The 25,371-nt window shown below is 39.1% G+C and carries 11 protein-coding genes; 2 read left to right on the forward strand and 9 right to left on the reverse strand.

Annotation, left to right across the window (positions count from 1 at the left end; all coding sequences use genetic code 11):
* Positions 1–97: 97 nt before the first annotated feature.
* Positions 98–1,303: a site-specific integrase gene (locus AB8M93_RS11965; protein WP_373057941.1), complete on the reverse strand. Its 1,206-nt coding sequence runs from the start codon at positions 1,301–1,303 to the stop codon at positions 98–100.
* Between the two features lie 826 nt (positions 1,304–2,129).
* Between AB8M93_RS11965 and AB8M93_RS11970 the strand changes: the two genes are divergently transcribed.
* Together AB8M93_RS11970 and AB8M93_RS11975 are read left to right on the forward strand one after the other, a co-directional pair.
* A complete protein-coding gene (locus tag AB8M93_RS11970) occupies positions 2,130–5,297 on the forward strand; it encodes a DUF4011 domain-containing protein (RefSeq protein WP_373057943.1) in 3,168 nt (1,055 codons plus the stop codon).
* Entirely contained in the window at positions 5,261–7,906 is a 2,646-nt protein-coding gene (locus AB8M93_RS11975) for an AAA domain-containing protein (protein WP_373057945.1), read from the forward strand. Before AB8M93_RS11970 ends, AB8M93_RS11975 begins: the two co-directional genes overlap by 37 nt.
* A gap of 82 nt (positions 7,907–7,988) precedes the next feature.
* On the opposite strand, the gene AB8M93_RS11980 is transcribed toward AB8M93_RS11975, so the two are convergent.
* The 8 genes from AB8M93_RS11980 to AB8M93_RS12015 all read right to left on the reverse strand — a co-directional run bounded on the left by AB8M93_RS11980 (position 7,989) and on the right by AB8M93_RS12015 (position 25,345).
* Entirely contained in the window at positions 7,989–10,577 is a 2,589-nt protein-coding gene (locus AB8M93_RS11980) for a cellulase family glycosylhydrolase (RefSeq protein WP_373057947.1), read from the reverse strand.
* A gap of 65 nt (positions 10,578–10,642) precedes the next feature.
* On the reverse strand, positions 10,643–13,090 hold the full coding sequence (locus tag AB8M93_RS11985) for a glycoside hydrolase family 2 TIM barrel-domain containing protein (protein WP_373057949.1): 2,448 nt from the start codon (positions 13,088–13,090) through the stop codon (positions 10,643–10,645).
* A 19-nt stretch (positions 13,091–13,109) separates the two neighbouring features.
* The gene (locus tag AB8M93_RS11990) at positions 13,110–14,309 is read right to left on the reverse strand and encodes a glycoside hydrolase family 53 protein (RefSeq protein ID WP_373057951.1); all 1,200 of its coding nucleotides are present in this window, start codon (positions 14,307–14,309) and stop codon (positions 13,110–13,112) included.
* Between the two features lie 73 nt (positions 14,310–14,382).
* Positions 14,383–15,531: a SusE domain-containing protein gene (locus AB8M93_RS11995; protein ID WP_373057953.1), complete on the reverse strand. Its 1,149-nt coding sequence runs from the start codon at positions 15,529–15,531 to the stop codon at positions 14,383–14,385.
* 17 nt (positions 15,532–15,548) lie between these two features.
* Positions 15,549–17,150: a RagB/SusD family nutrient uptake outer membrane protein gene (locus AB8M93_RS12000; RefSeq protein ID WP_373057955.1), complete on the reverse strand. Its 1,602-nt coding sequence runs from the start codon at positions 17,148–17,150 to the stop codon at positions 15,549–15,551.
* A 10-nt stretch (positions 17,151–17,160) separates the two neighbouring features.
* Complete coding sequence (locus AB8M93_RS12005; RefSeq protein WP_373057957.1) at positions 17,161–20,139, reverse strand: SusC/RagA family TonB-linked outer membrane protein; 2,979 nt, start codon at positions 20,137–20,139, stop codon at positions 17,161–17,163.
* Positions 20,140–20,372: 233 nt separating this feature from the next.
* Complete coding sequence (locus AB8M93_RS12010; RefSeq protein WP_373057959.1) at positions 20,373–24,431, reverse strand: two-component regulator propeller domain-containing protein; 4,059 nt, start codon at positions 24,429–24,431, stop codon at positions 20,373–20,375.
* A gap of 473 nt (positions 24,432–24,904) precedes the next feature.
* A complete protein-coding gene (locus AB8M93_RS12015; RefSeq protein ID WP_373057961.1) occupies positions 24,905–25,345 on the reverse strand; it encodes a hypothetical protein in 441 nt (146 codons plus the stop codon).
* Positions 25,346–25,371 lie beyond the last annotated feature (26 nt).

Consider the following 25,371-nt stretch of genomic DNA (forward strand, 5'->3'; position numbering starts at 1 on the left):
TGAAGAAAGGGTTCGACTTTAAGTAATAAAGCCAAACCCCTTTATTTAAAACTTACACACTTTACGGGATAGTGTCTATAGTCTATAGAAGCTTTACCTATTGTAATAATAATTCACTTGCTTCATCCAGTATTGCAGTATCCAGCTCTTTTAGATAAGCTTTGGTGGTTTTAATATCTTGATGACCTAGAGATTCGCTTATGATATCTGTTCCCGTTCCTTTTTGTTTTAAGCAATTGGCGAAGCTATGTCTGGCGACATAACTCGTAAGGGGTTTATTTATTTCGGCGAGACTTGCTAATTCCTTTAAATCCTTATTAAACTTGCTCAGGGTTTTTCTTTTTCTGTCATTTAATTGATTGGGGGTGAGTTTCTCTCTAAGGATTATTGGAAATATAAAGGGTTTTTTATTTTTTCGGTAATAGTCAAGTATGTCTTTTACCGGTGGCATAATTTTAATGATGAAATTCCCTTTGGTTTTGGCTCTGGTATAATGAATTCTATCGCCGGAAACATTTTCCCATCTCAGTCTCATCATATCAGCAAAATTCATTCCCCTGGTATAAAAGCTAAAAATAAAATAATTTCTACTATTGACTAAATGAGGTTTATCACTCAAATCTAAATTTTGCAGGTTATGAACCTCTTCAATATTAAGGGCTTTTTTAATGGCTTTACCTTTTAGTTTAGAAATCTTATAATGTTTAAAAGGATATAGTTTTTCATCTATTATACCTCTTTTTATTGCCACATTGAATAAAGCTCGGATAGCTCTCATTTTAACGCCAATACCTCCACCGGTTCCACCTTTATTTCTAAGGTGGACTTCATATTTATCTAAAAAGGTGGGGGTCACTTCGTAAAAATGTAGAGACTTTTGTTTCGCGAATTTCTGCATTGAATTCCTAGTATGGTGATAAATGGCTGCATTGCTCATTCTCCCTGCCTCTTTAAATTCATCAATTTGCTCTTGCCAAAATGAAAATATATTTGAAGCTTCGGGATTTGATTGTAACCTGAACTTCTTTTCAAAATCATTCAGGGTATAGAAATCCTGGTTCATTCCCAGTTCACTAATGACTTCTAAAGCACGATCTTCAAATTTTCCTATTAATCGATTCGACTTAAGTTGCTGAGTAAACTTTTTATTAAATCTTCCTAATTTAGAATCCCATTCACTTAATTGAGCTTCGAATGGGGTCCCAAAAAACTTAGATTTACGATCTTTGGTTACCCTTAAAAGAACTGGGTATTTTCCGTTTCTTAGTGAAGTTTTCCGAAGGATGGTTTTAATTGAAGCCATAGCTTTATATTTAAATTCCCATCATTTTTATGTACAACATATGTACAACAAATTAATAAATAAAGGTAATTTAAAGAAACCAAAATAAAAATAAATACTTACAAAACATTGATAATCAGATAAACGAAAATAAATGAAAATTATGAGTAGGCTATTTTTGACTTCTCATAATCAAGGGGTCCCTGGTTCGAGCCCAGGTGGGACCACCTATAAACAAAGGCTTCACAAGGTTTTACCTGTGGAGCCTTTTTTCATTTGCACATAATTTGCACATACACGGTTTTTTTAACATTGTTTTAGTAATTCACATTTCCAAATTGAATCAATAATAATGAGGGATACGTGGAACATCGTTTCTTTTTATCTCCTGTGGAGTATAACTTTTCCTATACAGAAGGTTTTTTCATGTCCTTTCCGGTCTGTTGGAAATAAAGCCTATTTTTCATGTAAAATTTTAAGATAATTTTTTACTTTTAAGCAATCTGCGGTACATTCTTGTCCCTACCGAAACTGTAAAGCAGATTTTAGAGTAGTAGATGTCAATACCACAACAGAATTTATTAATGGTATTTTTCCAGGTTTCGGTGTTTAGTAATGATCACGAGTTTCAGGATCGATTTGCAGCTATAGGATACATTGAATTATCCTTGTGTCTCTTGCATGTACACACTCTAAAATTCGTGTATTCAAGTTATGATCGAGATCCTGTCAAAGATCTTTGTCTTAATATGCCACAACATCTCTTTACTTCATTATCGCATCATAATGTTTCTAAATATTTAAGAAACCTAAGAATTCTTTATCAGAGATCCCTAAATCAACTATTATGAATATTCAGTTAGAGCTTGTAGCGAGAGAACGGATGAACCTGGCCCTACTCCAGAACCGTATTCCTTTAATTCAGCAATTACAGATTAAAAATAGCAGTGAAAACCAGTTGGAGAATTTAAAGCTGCAGATAAGTTCAGATCCAGAGGGGGTGTTAAGCGCTGAAGTAGGAATTTCTACAATTCATCCTGAGGAAATATATGTTCTGGAGAATCTCCTTTTAAGCCATTCCTGGGACTTTTTCAAAAAAGTAAATGAGAAGATTCGGGGAAGAATTTTGCTTGCTTTGAAGGATGAAAATGGTAATATTCTATCGCAAATGTATCAGGATATAGAAATCGAACCGGAAAATGTATGGCTGGGTCAGCAAGCGCCCCTTGAACTTTTAGTCAGTCATATCATGCCTAATAGTAAGATCGTTCAACAGATCAATCGCAAAGCTGCAGATTTCCTTCAGGAAACGACAGGAAACTCTGCCTTAAGTAGCTATCAAACAAAAGATCGTGAACGCGTATATCAAACAGCACAAGCTATTTATCAAGCTATTCGAGAAGAAAATATTACATATTCCGAGCCTCCTGCAAGTTTTGAAGATTCAGGCCAAAAAGTAAGGACACCAGAACAAATTCTTAATAATTGCATGGCGACCTGCTTAGATATTTCTCTTTTATATGCTTCCTGCTTGGAACAAGCAGGAATATATTCCATTATTTTTATTGTTCAGGGACATGCCTATACTGGATTTTGGTTGGAAGACAAGTTTATGCCCCGACCCCTGGAAGAAGATGCCCAGTTTTTTAGAAAAAGGATTGAGCTGGATGAGATGGCAGCAATAGAAATTACAGGAGCTACTTCAGATAAAAATCCGGGATTCTCTCAATTGGAGAATGCTGGCAAAAAATATTTTGAGGATGAGGAAAACTTTATATGTGGCATAGACGTAACACATTGCCGGAGGCATGCGAGAATACATCCTTTGAATGATTCAGGTTTATATTCTAAACAACCGAATGCAAAAAGGGATAAACGAAAAGAAGCGGCTGAATTGGAAACGCGCCGATTCAAGGATTTTGACATTCCTGAAGATATCGAGGCACGGGAACAAGAACTGGACAAATGGAAAGATAAGCTTCTGGATCTTAGTTTTCGCAATCGCCTTTTAAATTTTAAAGCAAACAAAGGGACTGTCGAAATTCTCTGCCATAATCCAAGTGAAATAGAGGATATACTTGCAGATGGTGCAGCTTTCGAAATATTACCCGAACCGAAACAAAGTTCATTGAACCTGTATAGGACGGATCAACAGGAAATTTTAACAGATCAAATCACTTTAAATTTTGAACGAAAAAAGCTGTTGACCAAAATTTCTGAAGCTAAGTTTCAGGGACTGCTAAATAGTCTTTACCGTTCAGTGGTAAATGCAGAAGAAGAGACTGGAGCAAACACCCTTTTTCTTGCCCTTGGAATTCTTTCTTGGAAAGAAACAGATCGCAGTCATCAAATAAGAAGGTCTCCACTGCTGTTACTTCCTGTCAATCTTAAAAAGAAGTCGGTGGGTGGCAAATTTTCTTTATCGCTCAGGGATGATGAGACCGTAATGAATCACACGCTTCTTCAGAAATTAAAGAAGGATTATAATATGGATTTTCCGGGTCTTGATCCGCTTCCAGAGGATGAATCCGGAGTAAATGTTCCTTTGATTTTTGATATTATACGAAAGGTGATTCGGGACAAACGAGGATGGGAAGTTAAGGAAGAAGTGTGGCTTAGTGAGTTTTCTTTTCAGAAATACCTAATGTGGAAAGAACTGGATAATCATTACGAGGAAATGCTCAAAAGCCCTGTTATACGTACAATAATGACTTCCGAAATTCCTAAGGAAATTCCAGAATTTATTCCTGAAGATAAGGTAGAAGAATTACTTCATCCAAAAGACATATACTGTCCCTTATCTGCAGATTCATCACAAATGGCAGCAGTACTTTCAGCGGCAAACGGCAACAGTTTTGTATTGCAAGGGCCGCCCGGTACTGGAAAGTCCCAGACTATTGCTAATATGATAGCCCATTGTATAGGAATTGGTAAGCGGGTGCTTTTTGTTTCTGAAAAGAAAGTTGCATTAGAAGTGGTTTATAGAAGGTTACAGGAAATTGGTATTGGTCCGTTTTGCCTGGAGCTACATTCCAAGAAATCAGAGAAAAAGGAAGTGGTAAAAAGTTTCTACAATGCATTGGAATTTAATTCTAATGGCCTGAACGGTGAATGGGATCAGGTGTCAGAAGAACTTAAGAGTTCAAGAGATGGATTGAATAACTATTTCCGTGAACTTCATGAAGTTAGTTCTTCAGGTATTTCGGCATATAAAGCTTTTGGGGTGGCTTCCAGGAATCAGGATCTGCCAAATATTGAGCTTGATTTTAAAAGCTTTTTGGATTATCCTTTTGCAGAACTAAGAGAACTTGTTTTTAAATTAAAGAATTGGGAAGAGTTCGCTGAAACGCTCACCAGTGAAGAATACCTGGCCTGGGCCGCGGTTCAAAAGAAGGAATGGAATAGCCGCACAGAAGATTTAATGGTTGATTTACTTAATAAAATCCAATCTCAGATTGAAGAGCTGAATAAAGTGCATTCAGATATCAATCAGAAGGTCCCAATCAACAAGGACTGGAAAATCGTCAATTGGTTAAACCTTGCCGATTTTACCGCTAAACTCCTGATTACACCCGATATTACTTCAAAGTTTCTTAATCAAGGGGATTTCCAAAAATTTCAACATGAATTTAATGAAAATATAGAGCATCTAAAGAATCAGGCAGAATTTAAAGAAAAGCTAGATAAGATCTTTCAACCCGAGATTTTTAATGTTAATTTTTATGAATTAAAGCGACAGCTACAGGAGACGAGAGAGGGCTTTTTCCTTATTACTTTTTTCAGAAAACTCCAATTTAAAGGAAGGCTTAAAAAACTGGTAAAAAATAAGTTGCAGCCCCTGGATGAGTATGATCAGTATTTAGTAGCTGGAATAAAATATCAGGAAGGCCTGGCAAAAGAAGATACAGCTTCACGTTTTGTAAAAGAAGCAACAGGGGAAGAATATCAACTGTTAGAGATGAGAAATTCCGAAATGGGATGGCCTGGGCGGAAGAGGTGTGGAAGCATCTCATAAGCCTCTATTCATCAGATTTTGAAAAAGCAGCTTCTGCTAAAGCTTTTATTAGCAATATAATCGAAAACCGTTCTATGGCTTTATCAGGATCAAGTGATGTAAGAAATGAACTGGAACAAAAACATAGATTACTTGGTGGCTTAAGAACAAATCTGAATTCGCTTAGGAAAGAACTTGAACTACAATCGGGATTTTTTGAGGTGGATATAATTCAACTTGACACCAGGCTTAAGGCTATTGGAAAAACTTCTTCCCTTTTCAGAGACATTACAACAATGAATGTTTTGAAATCTGAACTTTTGGCAGCAGGTTTAAAGCCGTTGTTCGAAAAAGTGGATAAAGGAGAGCTTCCGAAATCCGAAATTAGTAACATTTTTAAATATAACTTTCATCGCCAATGGCTACAAGAGAAAAATGAAACTTCTGAAATTCTGAATAGTACAACTGGACTTCAGCTAAATAAACTTGATAATCATTTTAAAGAATTAGATAAAAAATACAGAACTTATACAGAAAAGGCACTTTCCGGGAAAATAGCTTCTGATAAACCCAAAATGGGAAATTTGATTTTACCTGATACTCCGGTGGGCCTAATTGTTAAGGAAAACAAGAAGAGCAGAAGACATTTGCCAATCCGGAAGTTTTTAGACTCTATTGGTTCGGTAGCAAAAAGCCTTAAACCGTGTTATCTGATGAGTCCAATGTCGGTGAGCCAATATCTGCCTGTCTCCCCAGATTTCGACATTGTCATCTTTGATGAAGCATCGCAAATTCCACCCTGGGATGCCATTGGAGCTTTATCCAGAGGGCAACAAGCTATAATTGTTGGAGATACAAAACAATTGCCACCTACTGCATTCTTTAGTATGAAATCTGAAGATGATTCAGATGAGAAGATTGATTGTGAGAGCGTTCTGGAAATGTTTGGAAGCATATATCCTGAAATGCTTCTAAAATGGCATTACAGGAGCCGGTCCGAAAGTCTTATTAGTTTTTCCAATCATCATATTTATGACAATCGCCTTTATACTTTCCCTGCAAGTAATACTGAAGATGATAAAGTTTCTCTGAAAATAGTAACCGGGAAGAATGCTTATTATGACAGGGGCAAATCCAAAACAAATGCCGGGGAAGCTCATGCTGTGGTTGACGAAATATTCAGCAGACTCAAAGAAGAAGGAAACACAGGCTCTATTGGTGTAGTAACCTTTAGTTCAGTACAGGCTACTCTTATTAGCGATTTGATAGATGAACGTCTGCAGAAGGAACCGGAGTTTGAAAGCTTTTTCGATGTCGCCAATCCTGAATATATATTTGTAAAAAACCTGGAAAATGTTCAGGGAGATGAAAGAGATGTAATTCTCTTTTCCGTTGGCTATGGAAGGGATAGTCTTGGCAAAATTAGCCGGAATTTCGGTCCTTTAAATAATTCCGGAGGGGAACGTCGATTAAATGTCGCAGTTACCCGTGCCAGGTATGAGGTGGAAATATTCTCCAATTTTCATCCAAGAGAACTGGATGTGAGCACAAGCAGCTCTGAAGGTCTTCGACTTCTTAAGGAATATTTACTTTATGCACAGGAAGGTCATACGGCGCTTCTTCGTCAACAAAGGGTTAATGATGAAAATGAATTTGATTCACCTTTTGAAAAAGAGGTTGCTGAGGCACTTAGGAAAAAAGGCTGGGAAGTACGAACACAGATAGGAGTTGGGGGTTATCGGGTGGATCTCGGGGTGGTGCATCCCGAATATTCCGGACAATTCCTGGCAGGTATAGAATGCGATGGTGCACGTTACCATTCAGCTAAATCGGCACGCGATCGGGATATTCTTAGACAGATGGTGTTAGAAGGGCTGGGTTGGAACATACTTAGGATTTGGTCGACCGACTGGTGGTATGATAATGAAAAATGTATGGATAAGCTTCACCAGGAATTAGAAGTGTTATTAGCAGCGCCCCGGGAGGCTATAAAGCAGGCATTAGAAGAAGTAGATATTGCCGAATCTGAAAAGAAAAATTCATCTGGGCAGGAGGCCGTCCTGCCTGAACAACATGAGGAGACAGATGCAAATGCTCAACTTTATGACCCTTCAGTAGTAGAATTGACGCCTCAAGGTGAGTTTTTTGAAAATTCCTCTCTAATAAAACTTCAAATTAGGGAGATGGTGGATAGATTAGCACCCATTTCCAGAGAGGAATGTTTTTCTATCATAGCACGTTCGTGGGGATTTGCGCGCAGAGGAAACCGGATTGACCAGTTATTGGATTATTGTTCTAAAGATGTTTATAAAACAAAATCCAGGGGACAGATATTCTTTTGGAATTCTCCAGAAGATGTGGCATCTATTACGGCTCTTCGATTACCTCCAGAAGGTCACCAGAGGCATCCATCCTCTATAGCACCAGAGGAACTTGCGTATGGATTTTTGCCAATACTTCAAAGTAATATTGAAGTTCCAAAAGATGTGCTTTTTAAAGAAGTGGCAAAAATGCTTGGTTTCAGCAGAATTTCCCGGGAAAATATGAAATTCATGGAGCCGGCCTTGGAGGTAATTAAGAATCAAAAACTGGTAAACGAGGAGGATGATACTATTCTTTGGCGAGGCTAAATACTAACCTTATGAATTGTTAAAAATAATCCTGCTTTTTGGAGTGGTTGTACATTAAAATTAGAATATTTTAGAAGCATATTTACTGCAATCTCACACTCACAATCCCTACTCCGTGCGCCTGTTTAAGTTCTTCCCCTTCCATTCCCGGGCCAATGGAGAATTGGAGGCTTTCAGTATTTTTCAGATTAAATTCTCCTTTATAATTATGATCAAAATAGTACGGCACAAATGACGGGTATGGTCGTGGCAGAGTTACCGTTTTTACAGGCTGAAGCTCTTCTAAACTAACGCGATATTCTTCAATTTCCGGAGTCAGCTTAATAATTTTGCCAAATGCTGCTCCGTTATCCATCACCAAAGCAACCTGCAGTGTTTCCGGTTTATCATTCAGCGACCTGGCCTTTATAACTAATTCCTGCTTCGCCGGCAGCTCTTCCAGCCTGCCTTTTATTCTTTCCTGGAAATTATAACGGAAGGAATAATCGTAAACAGGTTCAGCATCCAGATTTTCCGCATCTTCTTCAAAAAGCTGCTCCACATTTACCTGATATTCCGCCTCATTCGGATTATTTGCAGGCACCACATTGTTTCCGGGATTCCAGGGGGCAACCACATAATTGGCATTTTCCGAAGCATTAAAAATATAAAGCGGACTCTCATTTTTTACAATTTTCAGCCTGTAGGAAGCCTCATCATAAAAATCCCAGTCGCGCGGGCTACCATCCACTCCCGAAGGAAAAGTTTGGCTACCTTCCGGCGTATTTACGATTATCTGGTACTCGAGAAAACCGTGTTTTAGCAATTTTTTGGGGACTTCTGCGGAATAATTATAGGGTGCTTTATGGTGAAGTTCAAGATTCTCAAAGGAATTACCATTTCTCAACGCCACGGTTACCTTTTCTATATTAGTATTGGAAATAATTTCTGCTGAAATCTCTAAAAATGAATCTTCTGAAATTTCCTGAAGTGGTTCGTGCACTACATATGTTTGTTCTACCGTAGTTTCCGGCGCTGTAAATTCTTCCAGGCCAATATTTGTCAAATTTGAGATATCGTCTGAAAAAGATTTTCCGGAATTGATTAAAAGATAAGTTCCCGGCCTAATTGAAAATGATCCGGAATTAACTTCAGTAGAAAAAGAATTACCTTCATTTAAAGCCTTAACAGAAAAATTGTCGAGGCCCGGCAAACTAAGAGTCATATTTCTGCTTTCCCAGTTTATAACCGAGATTATCTTCTCCAAACTGTTACTTCCAAATGGATTGCTCACATTAAAAGCATCGGGCATCACTTCCAAACGCCACACACCGTCTTCCAGTTTATCAATAAAATAAGCTCCTGTACCCTCATATTCCACCAGATTGGAATTTCCATACCCGGCAAGATGGATCAAGGATTCTGCTGATTTTGGCTCCACTACATTATGGTTTGTATAAATAAATTCTTCTGCGGAATTATATACTGCCAGGTCCTTTTTATAATCTATGCTGAAATTGCCAAATTTCAGATTTTCAGGATAGGTTCCAGGATCTTTGTTCATCGGGACTTCATGAAATATTTTGGAAGCAATCATCAAAGCCAAAGCTTTTTTTGGAGTATAAGCCAGGTTCATATAATGGGTATTATATTCCGTATTGGCATAGGCCATAAAAGTGGGATCGTAAGCAAAATGCGTGGCAATCTGGATTCCCGCTTCGCGAAAACTCCTAGCCATTGCGGGATACATGTAAGATTTAAAAACATCGGCAGCATCAAACTCATAAACTATTTTTGCGCCGTTATTTTCAATAATTACATCGTCAAAAGGGATATTGTATTCATTCACATTAGGAAGAAGATTCCCCTCCAATTCTTTCTGAAATCCAAGCCCTGTTGGATACCACTGGAAAGTCCCACCCTGAATATCGGCATCAAAATAAGCCTGGGCCAGGTGAGTGCTGTGGCTAATATTGTAGAAAATTGGCTTCTCCGATCCTGTACTCCTCATTGCCTTCACCATTTTACTTATAAATGCAGTTACTTCAGCCGGAGTTCCTTTGTGATGAGGTTCATTGCTGATTTCAAAAGCAATAATATTAGATTCATTTTTATAGGCAACGCCGGTATAGGGATTCACATGATTTAGAAACTGTTCCAGGTAATTTTGCTGCGCTTTTATTGCGCCAGGATCGGTCAAACTATTTGCTTTGCCATATTTATCTGAAAATCCGGGAGTGTCTTCGTCGGGTTCCGGCCAGCCATTGCCCCAGTAGGCTATAGGCGTAATCATAAAATTGATATTCCTGTCCTTTAGCTGTTTCAGGAGATAATCGAAGGTTTCCAGATGTTCATTTTCCAGCAGGTTTCCCTCTTCATCACTAATTTCTGTATCCCAAACATGAATGCGATAAAGGTCAAATCCCAGCCTTGAAAAATGATATACATCATTATCTATGGCTTCCTTTATATCCACGCCTAATTTTTTTGCAGTTCGATAGGCATGTGCGAAAGGGGCAGAATAATTTACTCCAAAGCCTTTTACTTCTTCATTCGTATTTTCCCAGCGTATTACCCCTTTATCATCTACATAGGCGTTGCCATGCTGCTTGTTTTCCTGAGCTGAAAGTCTGCTGAAAATCCCCAGAAGCAGGAAAACAGCTATTTGAAATATTTTTTGTTCTCTTTTCATAGTTGAAATTTCCATGCAGTTTAAAGAGAAAGTTTAAATCCCTTTTAACTGGAATACTCTTTAATTTATTCTACGTTTATTTTAACCGAATCTTTCCCGATGCCTTTTGTTTGCGCGGTTACATTAATAGTCCCGGCATCAAAATCTGAGCCCACAATAATCATTGCTTTTCCGTAGAAAAGGTCTACCTCATCGTCTTGTAAAGGTTCGAAAGACTGCGGATTACCATTCCCCGCACCGGCAAGATGCCCCTTACCACTCACTTTAATTGCTATGGAATTATCGGCCAGGGGAGCCGGATTCCCATCTTTATCAAAAGCTTCCACGAGAATGTAAGACAAATCCATTCCATTGGCCTGAATTCTAGTCCTGTCTGCCGAGAGTTTTATATGATGTGGCTCCCCGGCAGTTTTCACCGTATTTTCTCCTATTTTCTCTCCATTCTTATAGGCAACAGCCTTTACCTCTCCAGGCTGATATTTGGTGTTTTTCCACATTAACCTAAAACGTTCTGTAGAATTGGAAGACACCGGGTCTTTACACTTTTTGCCCTGGGATTTGCCGTTTATAAAAAGTTCGGCGCAATCACCGTTGGTGTATACAAAAACAGGGACGGTTTCTCCTTCTTTCCCTTTCCAGTTCCAATGCGGCAGTATGTGTACAGTAGTTTCTTCAGGCTTCCAGTAGCTTTTATAGAGAAAATACCTGTCTTTGGGAATTCCCACCATATCCACAATTCCAAAATAAGAGCTACGCGCCGCAGCTTTATCCTTCATTCCCATTTTCTTTACTTCTGCATTGGTATAAGGTGTTGGTTCTCCCAAATAGTCAAAGCCGGTCCATACAAATTCTCCTGCGATATAATTTTCTTCCTGCTGCCACATAAAATCGTCATCTGAAATTTCGGCCCATTCAGGAGCATTCAGGTCATAAGAACTCACCTGTAGTGATTTGGTGAAATCGGTTTTTTCTTCCGCAAGCGGAAATTCATAAAATCCGCGTGTACTTACCGTAGATGCCGATTCGCTGATGATCACCGACTTATCCGGCTCTAACTGGCGGGCAAGCCTGTAGCGTCTTCCGTAGTTCCAGCTGTGTACGTCGTAATAATCAAAATGTCGCAAAGCTGCATTTGCCATCTGGTCATTTACAAGAGTTGTAGGTCGTGTAGGATCGTATTTATCTACATAATTCAGCATAGTATGCAGCCTTTTAAAGCCATTATTGATATTGGCCTGCACATCGTGTATTTCATTGCCCACGCTCCAGATAAAAACCGATGGATGGTTCCTGTCTCTTCTTACAAAATTCCGTATATTCCTGTGGGCGAAATTATCAAAGTCGGTAGTATCCGTGATATCTGCTTTAGCATCATATTTGTCAAAAATTTCATCAAAAAAAAGGATACCCATTTTATCACAAAGTTCCAATAGCTCGGGCGCGGCAATGTTGTGGCTGTTCCTTATGGCGTTTACACCCATTGCTTTCATGATTTCCAGTTGCCTTTCAGCAGCACGAGGATAAAAAGCTGCTCCCAGCGGCCCATGGCCGTGATGGAGGTTTACACCCTTTAACTGCACTCTCTTGTTGTTCAGGTAAAATCCATCGTTGGCGGTAAATTCAATAGTCCGAATCCCAAAAGTTGTTTCTTTTTTGTCTACAAGTTTATTATTCTGATAAACGTTTGTAAGTGCGGTATAGAGGTTTGGTGTTTGTGTATCCCAGAGAAGAGGATTAGTCACTTGTAAAGTAACTTCCAAATCTTTATCATCACCTGCTTTTATAGTTTTAGTGATGCTTCTTTTGGCGACTTCATTTTTCTGATGATCAAGAATTAATTGCTCCACCCGGATGGAATCGGATTCAGCAGAATTGTTAACAATATTGTTGCTGATTCTTACATCTGCATAATGGGATTTTATAATTGGGGTGGTAACATAGGTACCCCAAATACTTACATGAACCGGATTGGTCACCAGCATTTGCACCTTGCGGTAAATCCCGGCCCCGGGATACCACCTGCTGTCGTGTTCTTTGGTGCTGGCATGCACGGCCAGGATATTTTCACCTTCAAAGTTGAGATAATCGGTAATATCGAGATAAAATGAATTATAGCCATAATCCCATTTTCCAACCAGCTCCCCATTAATATAAACTTCAGGGAAAGCCATCACCCCGTCAAAAATAAGCTGCACTTTTTTGTTTTTAAAGGAAGGCTGAATTTTTAGTTCCTTACGGTACCAGCCTTCTCCCTTCCAGGGAAGTTTTCCTGTGCTGCCATCGCCATCTGTAATAAAATCTCCGGAAATTGCCCAGTCGTGAGGAACGCGCACCTGCTCCCAGTTGGAATCATCGAAATTACTGGTAGCGGCATGCTCAGGATTTCCTTTTGTGAATTTCCATTCTTTCTGAAGATTGAAAATTTCCCGCTGCTGCGCATTAATTGTGGAAAATGTTGAAAAAAATATGGAGATTAAAATTAGGGTCAATTTCCCTGGTATGCAGAATTTCATTTAAACAGTTATTGAGTTCTTAATCTTTTTTTGATGCCTGGTAAAATTGCATTCCCAGTGCAGCCTTATTATTATGGTCAAATAGTGTGGCATTATCCCAATGTGATCCAGTGCCCCACTGGGTATTGCAACCTGTAGAAACCCAGGCAGGTTCCCAATACACCAAACCTTCTCCGCCCGCCGCAGCAATTACCTCCTGAAGCTTATTGAGGTAATCCAGCTGCCCTTGTTGTGAAGCAGGATAACCTTCTATTAAAGCATCATTTCCAAGAATATTATTTGCGGAATCTACATCTTCCATAGTAAAGGGATATGCAGTTTCCACTACCATCAATTTCTTATTGTATGTATTAATAAGTGTTTCAAAAGCAGAAGCAACGTTGTTTAAATCATAGTCAGACCAGATAGGGTAATATGAAAGACCAATCCAGTCATAATCTGTCACCCTGTTTTCTGTAGCCTGTTCAAACCACCAAAGTCCGTTTTCAGGCTGGGCGATATGCAACATCACCTCAATACCGGCTTCTTTTTCTTCGGAAATATCCCTTACCGCACTTATCCCCGAATTAATAAGGTAGGAATTCCGTTCCCAATCTATAGGCCATACCAGTTCTCCTTTTTGAAGTATCATTCCGTTAATTTCGTTACCTACCTGAACGATTTCAGGTAACAAACCGGCCTCAGCCAGATCATTCAAGGTGTTATATGTATAATCATAAAGCAATTGCCCCAGAGCCTCCGTATCATCAATTTCATCTTCCCAGGCTGCGGGAATTTCCTGTGACTCCGGATCGGTCCAGTTATCGGAATAATGAAAATCCAGCAGAACCTGCATTCCCTGTTCTTTTGCGCGGCTAATGGATTTTTTAACATCCTCAAAATTGGAATAATTAGTCCATTGCGGATTATGCCATAGACGCACCCGTACCAGATTGGCCCCTGCATTTTTAAAAATACTGTAGGGGTCTTGGGCTTCTCCTTCGTGGTTATAATAAGTTGCGCCGCAATCCTCCATTTCGTTTACATAAGACAAATCTGCCCCATAATAGAAACTGATTTCTTCGGAAGGGGTTTCTCCAGGCTCTTCTTCCTCTTCTTCTTCATTTCCGGGTACTTCTCCTGTTGGATCATCATCAGAAGTAATTCCGCCATCATTATTATCACCAGATGAACAGGATATTCCCATAAAAAGCAACAACATTATACTAAACATCTTCATACTGATTCGTTTGAGAAGGGAATAACCGGGCGTTATGCAAAATTATTCCCTGTTTATTTGTAGCAATTTTGTTTTATTCCAGGGTGATCGTTTTTTCCTGGCTGTTGATTGTAATAGTATAAGAACCAGGTTCTCCAACAAAACTGAAATTTCCATCGGCATCTTCCGCAGAAACAATTTCATCATCTATGGTGTAGCCAAGATCTTCAAAATAGGTATAATTAAGGCCACTGTCCCAATTTCCACTTTCAGTAAAAAACCTGAAGATTCCGCTGGTAAAAGGCAAAGTAGCTGTCCTGATGTACGGTGAAGTTTCTTCTGCCTGTACTGCTCCGTCAAAACTCCAGCTTCCGGGTACTGCATCGCCAACCATAATGTAAGCCTGGGATGCTTCTACGCTAATTGCCTTCTCATTGTCGTTAACCACAACAGTATAAATTCCGGGCGTTCCGTTAAAGTAGAAGTTACTGTCACCATCTTCGGCATTTTCAAACAACGGATCTATGGTGTAACCTTCTTCAATAAAGTAAGGATAATTCATGCCAGAATCCCAATCTCCCTCTGTCTCAAAGAAACGGAAGGTGTCGTTTGTAAGTTCTAAGCTGGCTGTGTAAACGCTATTATCGCAATTAAATACAATGGGAGAGGTCCATTCCCAACCTGCATCTACTGCGCCTGCTCCAACTATATAAATTGGGTCACAACCAGCACCTTCTGGTGCACGCTCAATCCACCTTATAGTAATTGGCTGAATGTCGGACATCACATCTACACTGTTTGCTGCTCCCGTACCGGTATAGGCGTGAACCCTAAAATATACTTCCCCCATATTGTTGGGCAAACCATCTTCTGCGGTGGTTTCAGGATCATTATCCAATCCCATATCCTCTGCAAAACCTAATAATTGTTCCACTGTAACAGCCTGATTGGTGCTGGTGCTGGTTCCTATAATTTCTGATGTAGTAAAATCCGGATCTGTAGAGGCCAGTAAATCATAACTTACATTTACGGGCGCATCAAAATCTACAGCGTTCCAAAAAAATCTTTCAGCAATATTAGTTTCTGTTTCTTCAGAAAGTAGATATTCAGGCTGGAAGGAGTTTTCAAATGATATTCCTTCGGGATCTGGTACTGCCGTAAAATTGAGGCTGTCTTCTTCTTCGCAGGAAATAAACCCAAGAAGACTTACAACTGAAAATATATATACAAATGCTCTTTTCATCTTTTTATTGTTTAATATTAATAACCGGGATTTTGGGTAAGATTTGGATTGGCCGCTAAACTTGCACTTGGGATAGGATATAATCTTCTATTTTGATCTATTGCTATCCCGTTGGGGGTACTTCCTTTCCAGGACCAGTTATAGGCACCGCCCGTAAACCTGTTAAAGCGGATAAGGTCCTGCCTGCGATGGGCTTCCCAATATAGTTCAATCATTCTTTCTTCAAGTAGAAAATCTAAGTTCAGATCTCCCGCGCTCACTCTTAATGGATTATTTGCGCGTTCCCTTAGCTCATTAACATAAGCCACTGCATTTTCAAGGGAACCTCCGCCACCTCTTAAATGAGCTTCGGCATACATTAAATAAACATCACCAAGCCTGAACAATGGAAAATCTGTGTCTACAATTTCCAAAGCAGAACCTGCTTCTCCTGTGGATGATTTATTGGACCACTTTGAAACAATATAGCCGGTATTTCGCTGAGCGATATCGGGGATATTGATGCTTCTTTCTTCTGTAACAAGAGTATTGCGGGCGTCGTTATTGTAGGTGCCATTAAGCATAGTTTCAGAAAATTCCTGAGTTACCCTTATCGCCCCGTTCCATCCCGGGCTTACCCCAAAATCTGCAGCATTGGCTTCAATAGAGCCTACCTGGCCATTAATAACAACTGTTGTTGGGCCATAATTTTGTGTTACGACTCCATCGGAAACTAAAGGAAAAATAATTTCATTTCTTGCCGCACTTACATCATTATCTGCCATAAAAAGGCTAAGATAATCTGGAGCAAGATTAAATCCGGCCCCTATAATATCTTCACAGTATGAAATACAATCTGTATATCGGGCTTCACCTGTATAAACTTCAGCATTCAGGTACATCTTGGCCAACAGCATCCAGGCTGCAGCTTTATCAGCCCGGGCATATTCATTTTGAAGGGGTTCTTCCAGTTGTGGAATGATCTCCAGAAGTTCTGACTCAATGTAATTGAAAAGCTCTGTTCTTTCATAAACAGGTGCCTGATAAGCACCTACGGGATCATCTACGGTGACAAACGGTGCCTTGCCAAATAAATCCATCATATGGTAATAAGCAAGAGCCTTCAAAAACCGGGCTTCAGCACGATAAGTAGCGATTTCTTCTCTTAATTGACTGTCTACCCCTCGGGAATCCAAGGCTGCTTCTGAAGTCTGCCTTAAATATTCGTTAGCGAATGCTACAGAAGTCATTGTTCTTCCAAACATTCCCCTTAGAACTACGTTTGCTGCTGTCCACGTATTTCGGTTTAGTTCCCTTAAACCAGGATCATTTTCCCAGGACCATACGGCCTCATCTGTAGGTAATTCCTGCAAATTCCACAAACCACGGCCATACTGGCTGGTACCGGCATCCAGGCCGGCAATATTTGAATTATCTGCGCCATCTGTTCCTGTAAGGCTTAAATTGGCGTAAACACCGGCAAGGCCTTCCCGGTAAGATTCCGGGTCCGAATAAAAATCATCTGCAAGAAATGCATTAGGATCTCCCGGTTCCACATCCAGTTCGTCTGTACATCCTGAAAGCAGTATGAAAATGCTCAGGATGCTTAATTTGTTTATTTTTCTTATAATATTATTCATAGTCTGCTTTTTACAATCTTACGTTTGCTCCTAAAAAGAAAGTTCTTGGCCTTGGGTACAGGGTATTATCTATTCCATTTTCAAAAACTTCAGGATCCAGGCCGGAATAATTGGTGATGGTAAAAACGTTTTGTACTCCGGCAGAGATACGTACTGAAGAGTTATTGCTCCAGGCGTTTTCAAAAGTATATCCCAGGGTAATATTGTCCATTTTCAGGAACGAAGCTTCTTCTATATAATGGTCTGATAAAATAACATCCTCAGTAGTGGTAAATCCGGTATTAAGGACCGAAACCGGCAAGTTGGAAACCACGGCATTATTTTCTAATAGCCTGTACTGCGCCCTGGAAGAATTTACGTTATTATAAACATAATGCCCCAGGTTCGCCCTAAGATTAAAGGAGAGGTCAAATCCACGATAGTACATATTGGAAAGAAAGCCCATGGTAACATCTGGTGTTCCGTTTTGATAAATATAGCGGTCATCATCATTTATGAGATTATCACCATTTAGATCGGCATAGCCTCCTTCTATGGGCAAGCCTTCTTCATCATACACCTGCTTATACACAAAATACGAGTAGGGGGTATACCCAACCCGGTGGATTTGTACTGTATTTCCGGTTCCCCCGCCTATTTCCCCTACCTGCTGATCCTGGTTTAAAGCAAGGGTTTTAATTTCAGTATCAATAATTGTGGTGTTAAAATTCACATTCCAGGAAAATCTATCATCACCTCCTTGAAAAACATCTCCATTTATGGAAAACTCCATTCCCTTTGAGACAAAATTCCCTACATTCTGAAATCCGGCGTTGCTGAAGTTTGAACCATCTGATATAGCCACATTGGCAAGAAGATCTTTGGATTCTTTATAAAAGGCTTCTAAAGAACCTGAAAACCTGTCCTGTAAAATTCCGTAATCCAGCCCCAGGTTGTATGTTGAGGTTTCTTCCCATTTAAGGTTTTCATTCCGGTATTCGGGGATACCAATCTGGATAATTTGGTTGCCAAACTGGTATTGTGAGGCAGGTAATCCTCGGGCATATCTTTGGAGGAAAAGATCTGCGTTGTCACGGCCTATATCCTGTTGTCCTGTCACCCCATATCCAGCCCTTAACTTAAGAGTGGAAACAGTTTCTGATTCCGGAAAAAATTCTTCGTTAAGTTTCCAAGCAAAAGCGGCAGCAGGGAAATTGCCCCAGCGGTTTTCGTCACTAAATCTGGAAGTACCATCCCGGCGAAGAGATAATGTTAGCAGATATTTATTCTGAAAAGAAAAATTTGTTCTGGCAAAGAAACCAATTAATACCAAATCGGTATTAACGGTCAAAACCGGCTCACTGTCTTCCTGATCGTTGCGCAGTTCTCCGGAAATATATTGATTGCTTTCAAATTTTTGAAAAGAATAACCTGCTGTGGCTTCCAGCTCAAATTCACCTAACTCCTTTTCGTAAGCAAGATAACCATCAAAAAGTTTATTCATTTGATAATTCTCATAGGTTGATTCTGAACCTAAAAAGTCACCGTTGGGCTGGCTTACAGGATTTTCATCTGAAATTATTACAAATCCATCAGCCCTTTGCTCGTCATAACCTAAATTCACCACAGCACTTAAATCTGGAAAGAAGTGAAACTGATAATCAAATTTTACATTTCCGAAGAAGCGCTTTACCTCGCTCCTGTCATTTCGCTGAAGTAAATTGGAAACCGGGTTAAAAGGAGCGTCTGGTGTAAGGTCATTAATATCCAAAACACCGTCATCATTTAAATTGTAATATTGAAAAAACCCTCCGAAAGGAGACTCCGTATCATAAACCGGCTGGGTAGGGTCAAAAGTAATGGCATTACCTTCTTCTCCCTGTGCAAACCTGTTCTTTTCGTAAGTTCCATTTGCATTAAGGCTTATTTTTAGATGATTATCAAACAAGCGCGGATTAAGAGTAAGTGCTGCGTTATTTCTTTCAAATCTTGAGGTTAACCTTAGCCCTTCCTGTAAAGTTCTTCCAATAGAAAGCCGGGCAGGGGTGTTTTCAAAAATAGATCCCGAAACCGAAAGGTTTTGGCTGGAGTTGAGACTGGTCCTGTAGATTTCCTCCTGCCAGTCTGTATTTGCATCACCAAGCAATGGTACAAGGTCTGGACGTTGTTCTGCAACGATTTCCCTGAATTCCTCTGCTGAAAATACATCTACTTTATTAGCAAGGGAGTTAATGCCTATTTGGGTATCCAGATTTACACGAAATTCCCGGCCTCCCTGTTTAGTTGTAATTATAATTACTCCATTAGAAGCCCTGGAACCGTAAATAGCTGTTGCCGAAGCATCTTTTAAAACTGAAAAGGACTCAATATCATTAGGGTTAATAGTACTTAAAACAGATCGGGAACCTCCAATGGTGTTGTTATCTACCGGTAAACCATTAATTACAATTAATGGATCATTTGATGCTCCAAGCGAAGCACCTCCTCTAATTCGTATGGTGGATCCTGAACCCGGGGCCCCACCGGTATTAATGCTTAATCCGGCAACACGGCCGCTTAAGAGGTTCTCTGGGGTGACAATATTCCCTCTGTTAAAATCTTCTTCAGTAACAGAAGTTACAGCACCTGTAGCATCTTTTACAGTAGTGGTTCCATAACCAATTACTACTACCTGTTCCAGCTGGCCTGTATCTTCAGTTAACCGAACATTTAAAGTGGGGCGGCTAACAGTTCGTTCTTCGCTTATAAAGCCAAGAAATGAAAACTGCAGTACTTCACCAGTTTCTACATCAATTTCATAATTCCCATCAAAATCTGTGGTTGTTCCATTGTTTGTACCCTTAACAATTACATTCACACCGGGTAAAGGATTTCCTGTAGACTCTTCTGTAACGGTTCCAGATACTGTTGTTTCCTGCGAGAATGAAATAAGCGGCAGAAAAATTAAAAGAACCGGCAACAAAGCTTTAAGGAGCCAGCGAACAGTTAACTTTGGTAATTTTATATGCATAGGTTTTGATTATTGAATATTAATTACTGCTTTTAGACCTCTTTAATTTTTCATATTCCTAAAATTATTACTTGAATTTTGGGAATATTCATGATTTACAAATAAAACGTTTGCGTAAAATAAGGAAGGGGGAAAAATCTGTTTAAAAAGGGGGATTTTTTCGTTTTATGCAGTTATAGGTGGGCTGAAGAAGTAGAAAGGCAGAGGAACAAAGACTTTAATAGCTTTATATCTCAGCCTTTATTTTTATTATAATCAGAAGGATTTTTACCGAATTTTTTCTTGAAAAGTTTACTGAAGTACTTCCTGTCTGAATAACCAATCCGGTAACAGGCTTCACTAACGGAAAAACCTTTTTCCGCTATTAGTTCCCTGGCAATTTTCAGTTTAAAATCCCGAACAAATTCTACAAATGTCATACCTGTGAGTGCCTTTACCTTCTTATAAATAACAGAATGACTCATTCCCATTTCTTTGGAAATAAATTCCGCATTCAGGCTCTCGGTATCAATATTTTCCCGAATAATACCAATGAGGTCTTCCAGGAATTTTTCATCTAGAGAGTTAATTGCCAGATCTGCAGGGAGTATAGGCTTTTCTGAAGTAAACTTATCCCTCAGCAGGTTACGGCTTCTCAAAAGATTTTTAATTCGTAGTTTTAATATTTGTTCGCTGAAGGGTTTTGTGATGTAGGCATCTGCCCCGGTTTCATAACCTTCCATCTGCTGTGCCGATGTTGCCCTGGCGGTAAGCAGGATCACGGGAATATGGCTTGTTTGCGGGTTTGTTTTTAAAGATCTGGTAAGGTTAACACCATCCATTACCGGCATCATAATATCACTTATTATGAGGTCGGGCTGCTTATCTTCTATAAGTTCCAGTGCTTCTTTTCCGTTTGTAGCTTCTACTATAGTGCAATACTCCCTTAAGAGGCCAGAAATATATTCCCTCACTTCTGCATTATCCTCAACTATCATAAGGGTTTCTCCTTTAAGGATGGATAAATCTACCTTTTTTACGGGTAGCGAAATCTCCTCCTCTAAAATGTGTTCCCGGTGTTTGTCTTTTGTCGGTAAATTCTTTTTAATCTGGTCTTCCCCAAAATGTTTGCTTCCCAATGGTAACTTCAAAAAAAATGTACTGCCAATGCCTTTCTTACTTTCCACAAATAACGCTCCTTTGTGTAAGTCTACAATTTCCTTTGAAATAGATAATCCCAGGCCAAAGCCTGAGTCGCTATATTCACCGGATTTTTTAGCCTGATAAAACCTTTGGAAGATTTTATCTTTCTGCTTTTGACCAATTCCTATACCTGTATCGCTCACCTTCAACTCCACGTGGCTTTCGGATATTGAAATGGCCATTTTTATACATCCGCCTTCAGGGGTAAATTTTAGGGCATTGGAAAGAAGATTGTACAATACTTTTTCCATTTGGTTGGCGTCAAACCACAGGAGAACTTCTTCAACAGAAGTTTCCCATTTAAAATCTATTTTCTTTTGTTGTGCACTTTCAGTAAAAGAGAGAAAAATTTCCTCACAAAAGCTTATCCAGTTCTCCCGGGAAACTTTCATTTTCATGCTTTCCAGTTCCAGGTTCCTAAAATCCAGTAATTCATTCACCAAACGCAGTAGATGGCTCCCGTGTTTTTGAATGTTCCTGAGAGGGGCAGATTGCTTTTTTTCAACCAAACCTTTTTCTAAAAGCCGGTTTGTGGCACCTAGAATTAAAGTAACAGGCGTACGAATTTCATGTGAAATATTGGTGAAAAATTGCTGTTTAAGGGTGTAGAGTTCCTTATCTTTTTCATGTGTGAATTTTTCCAGGCGCAGGTTTGCCTTCATTTGCTCCCAGGCAATTATGTATTTTCTAAAAAGATAAAAAAGCATAATAATTGATAAAGCATAAAAGCACCATGCCCACCATTGCAGCCAGTACGGCTTTAGAATGGTAATATTTATGGAGGTATAATTCTCTTCCCAGTCTCCCCAGGTTTCCCTGCTTTTTACTTTGAAGGTATAATTGCCGGGGGCAAGGTTGGTGAAGGTTGCCGTTCTGTCTTTTCCAATATTACGCCAGTCTTCATCAAAATTTTCCATTTTGATGGCGTACTCACAATTATCAGAAAACGGGAATTTTAGGGCGGCAAATTCAAAAGTAATAACATCGGCATTATGTTTTAATATCAGTTTTTCTTCCGAAGCTATGTTCTTGTTCAAAATCTCATTTTCGCCCACAGGAAGTTTTTTATTAAACAATTTGAAGTTGGTGAGGGCCACCTGTGGAGCACTGGAATTGTATTGCACCGCTGCAGGGTCAAACTTTACCACCCCTTTAATTCCTCCAAAATAAAGCATGCCCTTATCATCTTTAAATGCAGAATTAATGTGAAACTCCCCACTTAACCCGGGAAAACTCCGGAATTCCTGCTGCTCTTTATCAAATTGCCAAATTCCTTGTTTTGTGCTGAACCAAATATTGCCTTTAGTATCCTCTACTATTGCTGTAACAGTGGCATACTTTAAAGCTTCTTCTTTGGTAAACCTGTTGAATTTTCCAGTTTCAGGATCGTAAGTGTTAATTCCTTCGCCTGAAGTCCCAATCCAAAGTTTTCCAGAAGAATCCAGCAGTAAGGAAAACAGGTTGTTTCCCGAGGGGGAATTGCCGTTACTTTCATCAAACTGAAAATGTTTGAATTTTCCACTTCTAAGGTCATATAGCTCCAGTCCGCCACCAAAAGTGGCAATCCATAATTTTTCACCCTGCTTTTGCAGTGAGAGTACGTTATCACTTGTTAAGGTGTTCGTATTGCCTTCACTGGCCCGAAAGCTCTTAAAACTTTTTGTTTCCTCATCAAAGTAATTCAGGCCACCTCCCCAGGTGGCAATCCATAAATTGCCGTTTGCCTCAGGAATAATATAACGAACATCATTGTAGCTAATGGAATTTGGATTTTCTGCCTCATGAGCATAATGCTGAAAATCGCCATTTTCAGGATTAAAAGAAATGAGGCCGTTGGCAAAGGTCCCAAGCCACAAAGTATTGCCCATTATGCTTTTTGCGATATACTGGAAGTAACTTCCCCCAATGTATTTTCCATTTTCCTTATTAAAATAAGTGACCGCTTTGCTGTTGGCATCATAAACGGTAAGGCCATTACCATCCAAACCCATAAGAAGCTTGTTTTTATCTTTAAAAACAGAAAGAACCGGGGAAGGATTATCGCCTTTTATATCACTAAAAAGTAATTCATAGTCCCTGTTGTTCGCCAAAATGTTAATTCCGTTCCAGGCTGTTCCAATCCAGAGGTTGGATTCATTATCTTCCATAATGTCATAAATGGCATTTCCCGATAAAGAGGAGCGCATTTGTGAATTGTACAGGAAATTCTGAATATTTGGTTCTTGTTCAGCTTTGTTCTCAATTTTTAAGAGGCCATTACCGTCTGTCCCAATCCACAGGGCGCCACAGCGGTCACGGGTAATTGCCCGTACAATTTTCACATCTTTTTCTATCCCGACATCCTTCAGGTAATTAGAGAAATTGTCTCTTGTGGTATTATATTTTAATAATCCTGCACCACTGGTTCCTAAAAGTAAATTTCCATCTTCCTGACCGTAAATGGTATAAATGAAGGAGGAAAAATATTCCTCATTAGAATAGATACGCTTAAATTGGTGGGTTTTGAGATCAAATTTATTTAAGCCACCCCCAAAAGTTCCTATCCATAAAGTTCCTGCTTCTGTTTGATAAATCCCGGTAATACTATTATGGCTTAAGCTGTTCTCTTTTTCTGAATGCTGAAAATTCAAAAAACCATTACCTGATTCATCAAAAAAGGATAGACCGTTTTCTGTACCGAGCCAAAGAGAACCTTCGGAATCTTCAAAAATGGTATTTACCTGGTTTGATGCCAGGCTGCCGGATTTATCTGAAGATTTAAAAATCTGAAATGCATCAAGTTCTGCATCGTAGAGATTGAGTCCACCGCCAAGGGTTGCTATCCATAGCCGGTTCTTCTTATCCAGGAAAAGGTCTGAAATATCATTAGAGCTAATGGAACTGTTTTGTTTGGTGTATACTTTACTTTCCAGCCCGTCATAACGGTTAAGGCCATTTTTAGTTGCAATCCATACGAAACCATAAGCATCTTTAACAATACTGGTAACCCTGCCATTAGAGAGTCCGTTAGAATTATCAATTTTTTCAAATATCGGATGTGCCTGGGCTAGCAGGACCTGGCAGGAAAGAAAATAAAATAAAAACAGGAATAAATTAAGCTTTTTGTTCATGGTAAAACAAATGAACCTGAATGATTCAACCAAATACAATTTCTTATGCACTATACTTAAGCAATGGAATATTGTGTACAATATAGCTCGAAAATTTGAAGTAAAGTGCAGAACTTCAATCAAAGCTAGATTTATACCCTTCATTCTAAATTAGCAAAACAAAAAGCAAATTCATTATTAATAATTGTACATAGGCAAATTTTAAATGAACTATAGATTCTTCAAAATGGAACAGTATTGAACTGGTAAAATATATCTTCAACATACCATTAATAGGAGGAGCAAAAATAATCTGTAGGATTTTTAATTTAACTTGCTGCAGCACTCAATTTTATAAAAAATGGCTATAAATGAAAACCACAGGAAGAGCTATGGATGTGGTAACCATAGCTTCTTTCCGTTTATAGGAAAATTAAGAAACAAAGAGGTATACTTCTTAAAAGGCCATACAAGAAGTAATCTTATCAAATCACTTAATCCACATTACCTATAGTTTCCTCTTCAGCTTCTCCAAGGGTATATCTTTTGGTAAAAAGTAGCATATAGGTGATTGCCTGCCTGGACTTATTTAAGCTGCCTGCAGATCTTATTTTACGCATAATAGGGGCATTGTCTACTTCATCTATCATTTCTGGAACAACATTGGATAAACTATCAATGCGGGCTTCAATATCTGCCGCGATTTCATCTTCTATTTCTGCAGGAATCTCAACTCCTGCCTGTACTAAACTGTCATAGACAAATACAGTATTGTAAATTTTAAAAGTTTGGTCAGAAAATTCATCAATGCTTTTAACCTTACTGGGCTTTTTGGGAGGAGTAAGGCGTTGCTCGGTTTGGCCGTAGGTTCCTAAAGTGCATAGATATATCCCAAGGCTTAAAAATAGAGTTGGTATTTTAAAATCCGGTTTCATAATGGAATTTTTTAAGTATTATTTTA

The sequence above is a fragment of the Autumnicola aciditolerans genome, from assembly GCF_041679265.1.
In the GTDB taxonomy this organism is placed as follows: Bacteria; Bacteroidota; Bacteroidia; order Flavobacteriales; family Flavobacteriaceae; genus Autumnicola.